The sequence below is a fragment of the Lysinibacillus sp. NPDC056232 genome, assembly GCF_042267565.1.
Taxonomy (GTDB): domain Bacteria; phylum Bacillota; class Bacilli; order Bacillales_A; family Planococcaceae; genus Lysinibacillus.
Map to the genome: position 1 here is coordinate 23,390 of NZ_JBHJTF010000048.1, position 9,629 is coordinate 33,018.

Genomic DNA, 9,629 nt, shown 5'->3' on the forward strand with positions numbered 1-9,629 from the left:
TTTGCTCTGTGCGAAAAGCGAAGCGTCAGCGACAAATGTTTTATCTGTGTGCGAAAGCGAAGCGACAGCAACAAATGTTTTATCTGTGTGCGAAAGCGAAGCGACAGCAACAAATGTTTTATCTGTGCGAAAGCGAAGCGTCAGCAACAAATGTTTTATCTGTGCGAAAGTGAAGCGACAGCAACAAATGTTTTCTGTAGCGAAAGCGAAGCGTCAGCAACAAATGTTTTATCTGTGCGAAAGCGAAGCGACAGCAACAAATGTTTTATCTGTGCGAAAGCGAAGCGTCAGCAACAAATGTTTTCTGTAGCGAAAGCGAAGCGTCAGCAACAAAGCGCCCAGCCGGAACGGAAATCAACCCCACATTATGATATGGAGTTACAATTAGACAAGGTAATAAGCCTTAAATATAGAAATGAGGAACATAAAATGGCAATTAAAAAAGTTGTTGAACATCCAGCGAAGGTATTATCAACACCGTGCGTGGAAGTAACAGAAATTAATGAAGAAATTATTACATTACTTGATGATTTATATGACACAATGGTTGAATACGATGGCGTTGGTATTGCAGCTCCACAAATAAATGTAGGATTACGTGTTGCAATTGTCGAGCTTGGCGAAGAACGAGATGTTTTAGAAATGATTAATCCAACTGTTATTAAAACGGATGGCGCTGAAGTAGATATTGAAGGATGCTTAAGCTTCCCGGGATTATACGGAGAAGTTGAACGACCTGATTATGTGAAAATTGAAGCATGTGACCGTGAAGGACGTGTATATGAGTTAGAAGCGGGAGGCTTTGATGCACGAGCAATTTTACATGAAATCGATCATTTAGATGGCGTGCTATTTGATTCAAAAATCAAACGCATTTTAACTGAAGAAGAGCTTGAAGCAATGTACGCTGAAGAGGAGGAATAATATGACTTCAATAATTTTTATGGGAACACCTGATTTCTCCGCGCCAATTTTGCGTATGCTACATCATGAAGGTTATGATATTAAAGCTGTAGTTACACAACCAGATCGTCCAGTTGGGCGTAAGCGTGTGCTAACACCACAACCTGTTAAGGTAGCAGCGATGGAGCTAGGTTTACCTGTTATTCAGCCTGAAAAGCTACGTGGTTCTGAGGAATTACAGCAAATTATTGATTTACAGCCTGACCTAGTCGTAACAGCTGCTTTTGGACAAATTTTGCCGAAAGAATTGCTAGATGCACCACCACTTGGTTGCATTAACGTCCATGCGTCACTTTTACCGAAGTATCGTGGTGGAGCACCTATTCACCAAGCAGTTATTGATGGTGAAAAAGAGACAGGTGTAACGATTATGTATATGGAGCAAAAGCTAGATGCTGGTGATATCATTTCCCAAAAAGCTATCCCGATTGAAGAGGATGATTATACGGGTAGACTATTTGATAAACTGAGTGCTGTGGGCAGCGAATTATTAAAAGATACACTTCCTTCTATTATAAATGGAACAAATAATCGTACCGTGCAGGATGAAGCACAAGTAACCTTTGCAAGCAATATTTCACGTGAGCAAGAACGTATCGATTGGACAAAGGATGCTACAACTTTATACAATCAAGTGCGTGGTCTTCATCCATGGCCAGTTGCCTATACAACATTTGATGATGGCAACTTTAAAATTTGGTGGGCACAAGTTGGTAACACTAAGCATGATGCTATACCTGGTGAGGTTGTTGCGATTTCGAAGGAACATTTTGAAGTTGCAGCAGGAAATGGTACAACACTTGCCCTGTATGATGTACAACCAGCTGGTAAAAAACGCATGACAGCAGAGGAATACTTGCGTGGTACAGGTTCTAAATTACAGATTGGGGACCAATTTAAATGAGTAAAAAAAGCGTAGTAATTTGGGATGGAAATGTGCGTGATGCCGCACTCTCTATTCTGTTAGCAGTAGATAAAAATCAAGCCTATAGTAATTTGCTTTTAAATGAAACGATAAAGCGACATAAAATTGAAGCGAAGGATCGTGCGCTTTTAACAGAAATTACGTATGGCACTCTCCAATATAAAATGACACTTGACTACTATTTAGAACCATTTATTCGTGGCTCAGTGGATCATTGGGTGCGCTGGCTTTTACGTTTATCTTTATATCAAATGCATTATTTAACGCGTATACCACCTCATGCAGCAGTGAATGAAGCTGTAGAAATTGCTAAGCGTCGAGGTCACCAAGGGATAGCTTCGATGGTCAACGGTATTTTACGATCTATTTTACGTCAGGGTGTAGCTTCTACTGATGACATTAAAGATCCAATTGAGCGCCTTGCTATTGAAACGAGTCATCCTGAGTGGTTAGTGCAACGTTTTGTCGATAACTACGGTATTGAAGTTGCAGCTGAAATGTTACATGAAAATAATGTGCCTCCAGTGCAGACTGTACGTGTAAATACGACGAAAGCAAGCGTTGAGCAAGCGATTGCCAGCATAGAAGCGGAAGGTTTAGCAGCGAAAAGAAGCGAGCTAATGCCTGAATGTTTACATGTAACAAATGGTCAGCCAGCTCGAACAAAGGCATTCCAAGAAGGGCTTATTACTATTCAAGATGAAAGCTCCATGATTCCAGCAAATGTGTTGCATCCATCTCCTGGCATGCGCGTCTTAGATATGTGTGCGGCTCCGGGAGGAAAGACAACCCATATAGCTGAGATTATGAAAAATGAAGGTTCGATTTTAGCGACTGACCTTCATCCTCATAAATTAGATTTAATCGACCATAATACGGATCGTCTAGGGATTGATATAGTAGAGACTGCTCCGATTGACGGACGTAAGGCACCGGATTTTCTACAACTAGAATCATTCGATGCTATTTTAGTTGATGCACCTTGTAGTGGTTTAGGTGTTATGCGCCGCAAGCCAGATATTAAATATACAAAACGTGAGGAAGATTTAGAAAATCTCCAAAAAATACAATTGGCGCTATTAGATGCTGCAACAAAAGTATTGAAAATAGATGGCAAGCTTGTGTACAGTACATGTACAGTAGATAAAAGAGAGAATGAAGGTACTGTAGAGGCCTTTTTATCAACGCATCCAGAAATGGAAGCTATACAACTAGAATCTTTACCAACAAAATTAGCGGAAAAGCAAGCAAATGGCATGCTTCAAGTCTTTCCACAAGACTTTGGCAGTGACGGTTTCTTCGTTGCCGCCTTTCGTAAAAAAGGAGAATCCAACTAATGGTGGATCAAGGGAAATTTAATGAGCGTATAAACGACTTAGTTGAAGAAGCAGAAGACAAGCCTGTTCGACGCGCAAAAAAAGAAAAACCAAATTTAAAGGAATCGGTATACTCATTACAGCCGAAACAACTAGAAGAATGGTTAAAGGAAAATGGTGAAAAACCGTTCCGTGCAGCACAAATTTTTGATTGGCTTTATAATAAACGAGTAAAAACATTTGAAGAGATGTCTAACCTTTCAAAAGGATTACGTGAAAAGCTAGAAGCAAGTTTTTCTTTAACGACATTGTCAACAATTATTAAACAGGAATCTAAAGATGGTACGATCAAGTTTTTATTCCAACTACAAGACGGCTATTCTATTGAAACTGTATTAATGCGTCATGAATATGGGAACTCTGTTTGTGTGACAACACAAGTAGGCTGCCGAATTGGCTGTACGTTTTGTGCCTCAACTTTAGGTGGTTTAAAGCGTCACTTATTAGCAGGGGAAATCGTGGAGCAAGTTGTCAAAGTACAGCAGACTTTAGATGAAGTGGGCGAACGTGTATCACATATCGTCATTATGGGTATTGGAGAACCTTTCGATAATTATGATGCGATGATGAACTTCTTAAAAGTCATCAACCATGAAAAAGGATTAAACATTGGAGCTCGTCACATCACTGTATCAACATCAGGAATTGTTCCTAAAATTTACGAATTCGCTGAGGAACAGCTACAAATCAACTTTGCAGTATCCTTACACGCACCAAACCAAGAGGCTCGCCAAAAACTAATGCCAATTGCACGTGCTTATAAATTAGATGAATTAATGGAAGCTGTTCAATACTATACTCAAAAAACTGGCCGACGTGTTACTTTTGAGTATGGTTTAATGTCTGGTGAAAATGATTCAGTTGAAATTGCAGAAGAATTATCTGCATTAATAAAAGGAATTAAATGCCACGTGAACTTAATTCCTGTAAACTATGTACCAGAACGTGATTATGTTCGTACATCTCGTAGTCAAATTTTTGCCTTTGAAAAAACATTAAAGAAGAATGGTATTAACGTAACGATCCGCCGAGAGCAAGGTTCTGATATTGCAGCTGCGTGTGGTCAATTACGTGCGCAAGAGAGATCTGAAGAGACGAGGTGACCAGTGTTGGAATACACAGTCGAAAGTGATATTGGGTTAAAACGAGCAATTAATGAAGACCGTGCGGCATTTTTTAAACGTCCAGACGGGCTAGCACTAGCGCTTGTAGCGGACGGCATGGGTGGTCATAATGCTGGCGATGTAGCGAGTGATATGGCGATGAAGCAGATGGAATCCGTTTTTTTACAGGTAGAGGCACATCATTTTGCATCAACAACGACAAAAAAAGAGTGGTTATTACAAGCAGTCAAGCAATTGAATAAAAGTATCTATGACTATTCTTTATCACATGAAGACTGTAAAGGAATGGGCACGACGTTTATTGCAGTGTTAATTGAAAAAAATCATTGCTTTATCGCACATGTTGGTGATAGTCGTGTGTATTATTTCTTTGAGGATGGTGCACAACAAATAACAAGAGATCATTCCTATGTAAATGTTCTGGTTGAAAATGGTGAAATCAGTGAAGAGGAAGCGTTGACGCATCCGAAGAAAAATTTCATCTTAAAGGCTGTTGGTACAGAAGAAACGATTGAACCAGACTTTTATGAAGTTGATTTAGCATCAGAATCGTATTTACTCATTTGCTCTGACGGTTTAAGCAATAAACTTACAGTGTATGAAATGGCATCAATTATTACGTATCCAGATACAGTAGAAGAAAAAGGACGAAAACTTGTGGAATTAGCAAATGCAAGCGGGGGGGAAGACAACATCTCCCTCGTGCTGCTCACAAGGCAAGATGAGGAGGTGTAAGTATGCTTGTAGGTAAACGAATTAGTGACCGCTATAAAATTATAGGGCTTATTGGTGGCGGTGGTATGTCCAATGTTTATTTAGCACATGACATGATTTTAAACCGTGATGTAGCGGTCAAAATATTGCGCTATGATTTTACCAATGAGGATGAATTGTATCGCCGTTTTCAACGTGAAGCACTTTCTGCTACAAGCCTTACACATCCTAATATCGTTAGTGTTTATGATGTAGGTGATGATGGTGATCTACATTATATTGTGATGGAGTATGTCCAAGGTAAAACATTAAAGCAGTACATACAGGAATTTGCACCAATTTCTCCTGCCAGAAGTGTGCATATTATGAAGCAGTTAACATCAGCAATTGCCAATGCTCACGAAAATCATATTATCCATCGTGACATTAAGCCTCAAAATATTTTAATGGATGCAGAGGGCAATGTGAAAATAACTGATTTTGGCATAGCAATGACGCTTAGTGCAACATCATTTACACAAACGAACTCCGTGCTTGGAACGGTGCATTATTTATCGCCTGAGCAGGCTCGTGGTGGTACGGCGACAAACAGATCTGATATTTATGCACTTGGCATTGTTTTATATGAATTATTAACAGGGGAATTGCCATTTTCAGGCGAGTCAGCTATTTCTATCGCGCTTAAACATTTACAATCAGAGACGCCATCAGTTCGTGCCTTCGATGCTACAATTCCACAAAGTGTGGAAAATGTTGTGTTAAAGGCTACAGCAAAAGATGCTGCTCATCGTTATTCGACTGTAGATGAAATGCAAGCAGATTTGGAAACAGTTTTATCACCAAATCGTATTAATGAACCGAAGTTTGTTATACCGGTAGATAATGATGTAACAAAGGCTATTCCGATTATAAAAGAATCAACTGTACGTCAAGACGAAGATTTAATGCAGACAAGAGCAATCGAACCAATTACACAATCAAAGCCGAAACCCGAAGCGAAGAAGCCTGTAGAAAAGGCAGTGCCTGTAAAGAAAAAGAAAAAGAAAAAATGGCCAATAGTTGTTGCTGGGTTAGTAATAGTAGCTATCGCCATTTTCCTATTCGTTTTTTTTGCAACAGGTTCATTTAGCCCGAAAAAGATACCTGTACCAAGTGTGGCTAATATGACAGTTAAAGAAGCTACTAAGAAATTAGAGGCTGAAGGCTTTACGGTTGGTCAGTCGCCGCAGGAGCGTTATGACGAGGACGTCGAAAAGGATAAGGTTATAGAAACAGACCCTGCAAAGGGCACGGAGCGTGTAAAAGGCACAGAAGTAGACTTGATCGTGAGTCTTGGGGTAGAAACGACGAAAGTGGAAGATTATAGAGGCCAGCAAATCAGCCAAATTCAATCAATGCTAAAGGATAAATTTTTAGATTCTGAAGTTAACTATGTGAATTCAAAAGAGCCTGAAGGACAAATTATTGAACAAGAGCCGGCACCACAAGAAGAGGTAGTCGCTAAGAATACAATAATGAAGTTTAAGGTGAGCGCAGGTGTAAAGATGATCACCGTTGATGATGTTGTGAATTACTCCAAAGCTCAAATGGATGAGTATGTAAGAAGAGAAGGCTTGACATGGCGAATTGTTCGTGAAGAAAATGATGATACAATACCAGCTGGAAATGTTAAATCACAATTGACAAAAGCAGGAACGCGAGTTGAAGCCGGCTCCGCAATCGCTGTTGTTTTAAGTAAAGGACCTGCAGCAAGGCCTGATAAAACTTTGGTGAAAACTGTGCCAATTGAGTATAAACCAAAAGAGGAAGGTTTAGAGCAAACTATTCGAATTGATATTCAAGATAAAAACCATAAAATGTTAACAACAGTTGAAACATTTACTATTACGGCTGATCAAGAGCACCGAATACAGCTTGTTATTGGAGATGGTCAGGATGTAGCCTATAAAATTATTCGTGATTCAGAAATTATTGCTGAAGAAACAATCAACTATGATGATGTCAAATAAGGGGGAATTCGATGGCGCAAGGCCAAATTCGTAAAGCATTAAGCGGTTATTACTATGTATATGATGGAGAACAACTAATACAATGTCGAGGACGTGGGGTATTTCGCAATCGCGGGGAATCCCCACTCGTTGGCGACATTGTAGAATATACTCTGGAAACAAAAGGCTCGGACGGTACTATTCAAAAAATTATGGAACGCCAAAATGAATTAGTACGTCCCCCTATAGCCAATATTGATCAAGGCATTCTTGTATTTTCTGTAAAAGAACCTAATTTTAATACGATTTTACTGGATCGTTTCTTAGTTGTTTTAGAGTCATTTTATGTTCATCCGATTATTTGTTTAACAAAGATGGATTTACTAGAAGATCATGAACGTGAGGAATTGCAAGGCTATATAGCCGATTATGAACGTATGGGTTATACCGTGCTACAAACCTATAAGGATGAGGAAGAATTAGTTGAACGTCTACAACCTATTTTAAAGGAGAAAACGTCCGTATTAGCAGGGCAATCTGGCGTTGGAAAATCCACACTACTAAATACATTGATTCCAGATTTGAATTTAAAAACAGGCATTATTTCACAAAGCTTAGGGCGAGGAAAACATACAACTCGCCATGTCGAATTAATCGAGGTATGTGACGGATTATTAGCAGATACTCCAGGATTTAGTTCATTTGATTTTGATGAAATAGAGAAAGAAGAATTAGGCGCATGTTTCCCCGAAATAGCCCGTATGGCAGAGGATTGTAAATTTAGAGGCTGCTTACACTTAAAGGAACCCAAATGTGCAGTAAAAGCAGCGGTGGAGACGGGGGAAATTCGTGACTATCGTTATAAACACTACGAACAATTTATACAAGAAATTATGGATCGAAAGCCGAGGTATTAATGATGATACAAATAGCACCATCAATTTTAGCAGCCGACTTTGCTAAATTAGGAGAAGAAGTAAAGGAAGTAGAAAAAGCAGGTGCACAGCTTATTCATATCGATGTTATGGATGGTCATTTTGTGCCAAATATTTCATTTGGGTCTATCGTATTAGATGCTATTCGTCCTTTAACGGATTTACCGTTAGATGTACATTTAATGATCGAAAATCCTGATCAGTATATTGAACAATTCGCCAAAGCAGGGGCTGACTATATTACGGTGCATGTAGAAGCTTGCCGCCATTTACACCGTACAATTCAATTAATTCGTTCATTTGGCGTCAAACCGGGTGTTGTATTAAATCCGCATACACCAATAGAATCTATTCAACACATATTAGAGGATATTGATATGGTGTTGTTCATGACTGTGAATCCAGGGTTTGGCGGGCAAAAATTCATTCATTCTGTAGTGCCGAAAATTGAAGCATTAGCAGCTATTATTAAAGAACGTAATCTTGATATTGCTATAGAAATCGACGGTGGTATTAATGCAGAGACTATTATTCCTTGTGCAAAAGCAGGAGCAACCATTTTTGTAGCTGGTTCAGCAATTTATAGTAAAGAAGATCGTTCAGCGGCACTTCAAGAAATTTTAGCTGCTGGTGAGGCAGCGATTCAAGGATGACCATAGTCGTTGTTTGTGCAGGTGGACCAAAAGAGGAACTCTGTTCATTTAGTCCGTTTAAAGAGCAAAGTGATGTATTATTTATCGGAGCTGATCGAGGAGCGCTATATTTAATCGAGCAAGGCATCACACCACATGCCATAGTAGGAGATTTTGATTCACTATCAAAAGAGGAATACGAACTGGTGATGGCACATACAAATGATAGACAACGATTCCAGGAAGAAAAAGATGAAACAGATACGGACTTAGCGTTATTAAAAGCCTTGACCTATACACCGCTAGAAATTGTACTTACTGGTGTTACAGGTGGACGTTTAGATCATTATGAGGCAGCAGTTCGTTCGATTTATCGTTTACAAAAAGAGTATCCGCAGGTAGTATTGAAGATTATTAATCATGCGAATATGTTGCAATTTTTAATGCCAGGCAAGCACATCATTGAAGCGGATGAGCAATATCGTTATTTATCTTTCTTTGCACATGAAGAGCCGATTAAAGATGTGACATTAAGGCAAGTAAAATATGAAACAACAAATGAAGAAATTTCACTCGGTACATCCCGCTTTACAAGTAATGAAATAATAGGTAATTCAGGGTCTATATTTTTCTCACAAGGCATATGTTTAATGATAAGAAGCATAGATTAGCGTAAGGGGGAGAGAGTCCTGAAAGTATATACATTCCAACTACCGAAATTTGTAAGTAGTATTACGCGTACGTGTATCAACATTTTCAAAAAAGATAAGAAAGTAAAAAAATCCGACTAACACTAGTCGGATTTTTCTTGTAGTATTGAAAAACAAAACGGTCAAGGAATTCTTTCTGACTACTCCCACAGCTAAAGCAGTGGGGTTCTTATATACTTAAGAGAAGCGTTACAAAGCTCTCCACAGATGGTGTTGCCATGTCCTGTGTACAACATCTTTGATTTATCCTCTGTTCCATAAG

General features: G+C 39.1%; 12 protein-coding genes. All 12 read left to right on the top strand.

Annotated elements, in window-relative coordinates; genetic code table 11:
- The first annotated feature begins 8 nt into the window (after positions 1 to 8).
- Positions 9 to 173, top strand: coding sequence for a hypothetical protein (locus ACFCYJ_RS23860; RefSeq protein WP_376077902.1), 165 nt, complete (start codon positions 9 to 11; stop codon positions 171 to 173).
- The gene (locus ACFCYJ_RS23865) at positions 125 to 310 is read left to right on the top strand and encodes a hypothetical protein (protein ID WP_376077904.1); all 186 of its coding nucleotides are present in this window, start codon (positions 125 to 127) and stop codon (positions 308 to 310) included. The genes ACFCYJ_RS23860 and ACFCYJ_RS23865 overlap by 49 nt, the downstream gene beginning before the upstream one ends.
- A gap of 119 nt (positions 311 to 429) precedes the next feature.
- The gene (def, locus tag ACFCYJ_RS23870) at positions 430 to 924 is read left to right on the top strand and encodes a peptide deformylase (RefSeq protein ID WP_376077924.1); all 495 of its coding nucleotides are present in this window, start codon (positions 430 to 432) and stop codon (positions 922 to 924) included.
- 1 nt (position 925) lies between these two features.
- On the top strand, positions 926 to 1,867 hold the full coding sequence (gene fmt, locus ACFCYJ_RS23875) for a methionyl-tRNA formyltransferase (protein ID WP_376077906.1): 942 nt from the start codon (positions 926 to 928) through the stop codon (positions 1,865 to 1,867).
- Entirely contained in the window at positions 1,864 to 3,225 is a 1,362-nt protein-coding gene (gene rsmB / locus ACFCYJ_RS23880; RefSeq protein WP_376077909.1) for a 16S rRNA (cytosine(967)-C(5))-methyltransferase RsmB, read from the top strand. Before fmt ends, rsmB begins: the two co-directional genes overlap by 4 nt.
- Positions 3,225 to 4,367 (top strand): dual-specificity RNA methyltransferase RlmN, encoded by a 1,143-nt coding sequence (rlmN, locus tag ACFCYJ_RS23885; protein ID WP_376077913.1) that lies wholly within the window; start codon positions 3,225 to 3,227, stop codon positions 4,365 to 4,367. The genes rsmB and rlmN overlap by 1 nt, the downstream gene beginning before the upstream one ends.
- Before the next feature lie 6 nt (positions 4,368 to 4,373).
- Positions 4,374 to 5,123, top strand: coding sequence for a Stp1/IreP family PP2C-type Ser/Thr phosphatase (locus ACFCYJ_RS23890; protein WP_376077927.1), 750 nt, complete (start codon positions 4,374 to 4,376; stop codon positions 5,121 to 5,123).
- A gap of 2 nt (positions 5,124 to 5,125) precedes the next feature.
- Positions 5,126 to 7,111, top strand: coding sequence for a Stk1 family PASTA domain-containing Ser/Thr kinase (gene pknB, locus ACFCYJ_RS23895; protein WP_376077916.1), 1,986 nt, complete (start codon positions 5,126 to 5,128; stop codon positions 7,109 to 7,111).
- An 11-nt stretch (positions 7,112 to 7,122) separates the two neighbouring features.
- Positions 7,123 to 8,007, top strand: a complete 885-nt coding sequence (gene rsgA, locus ACFCYJ_RS23900) for a ribosome small subunit-dependent GTPase A (RefSeq protein ID WP_376077919.1) — start codon at positions 7,123 to 7,125, stop codon at positions 8,005 to 8,007.
- Between the two features lie 2 nt (positions 8,008 to 8,009).
- Complete coding sequence (rpe, locus tag ACFCYJ_RS23905) at positions 8,010 to 8,678, top strand: ribulose-phosphate 3-epimerase (protein ID WP_376077929.1); 669 nt, start codon at positions 8,010 to 8,012, stop codon at positions 8,676 to 8,678.
- Entirely contained in the window at positions 8,675 to 9,328 is a 654-nt protein-coding gene (locus ACFCYJ_RS23910; RefSeq protein WP_376077922.1) for a thiamine diphosphokinase, read from the top strand. Before rpe ends, ACFCYJ_RS23910 begins: the two co-directional genes overlap by 4 nt.
- A gap of 18 nt (positions 9,329 to 9,346) precedes the next feature.
- Positions 9,347 to 9,448: a stage V sporulation protein SpoVM gene (gene spoVM / locus ACFCYJ_RS23915; protein WP_139376952.1), complete on the top strand. Its 102-nt coding sequence runs from the start codon at positions 9,347 to 9,349 to the stop codon at positions 9,446 to 9,448.
- Positions 9,449 to 9,629 lie beyond the last annotated feature (181 nt).

Excerpts from the sequence above, each read along its gene's own strand:
- def (WP_376077924.1), top strand. The coding sequence starts at position 430 with ATGGCAATTAAAAAAGTTGTTGAACATCCAGCGAAGGTATTATCAACA.
- fmt (WP_376077906.1), top strand. The coding sequence starts at position 926 with ATGACTTCAATAATTTTTATGGGAACACCTGATTTCTCCGCGCCAATT.
- rsmB (WP_376077909.1), top strand. The coding sequence starts at position 1,864 with ATGAGTAAAAAAAGCGTAGTAATTTGGGATGGAAATGTGCGTGATGCC.
- rlmN (WP_376077913.1), top strand. The coding sequence starts at position 3,225 with ATGGTGGATCAAGGGAAATTTAATGAGCGTATAAACGACTTAGTTGAA.
- pknB (WP_376077916.1), top strand. The coding sequence starts at position 5,126 with ATGCTTGTAGGTAAACGAATTAGTGACCGCTATAAAATTATAGGGCTT.
- rsgA (WP_376077919.1), top strand. The coding sequence starts at position 7,123 with ATGGCGCAAGGCCAAATTCGTAAAGCATTAAGCGGTTATTACTATGTA.
- rpe (WP_376077929.1), top strand. The coding sequence starts at position 8,010 with ATGATACAAATAGCACCATCAATTTTAGCAGCCGACTTTGCTAAATTA.
- ACFCYJ_RS23910 (WP_376077922.1), top strand. The coding sequence starts at position 8,675 with ATGACCATAGTCGTTGTTTGTGCAGGTGGACCAAAAGAGGAACTCTGT.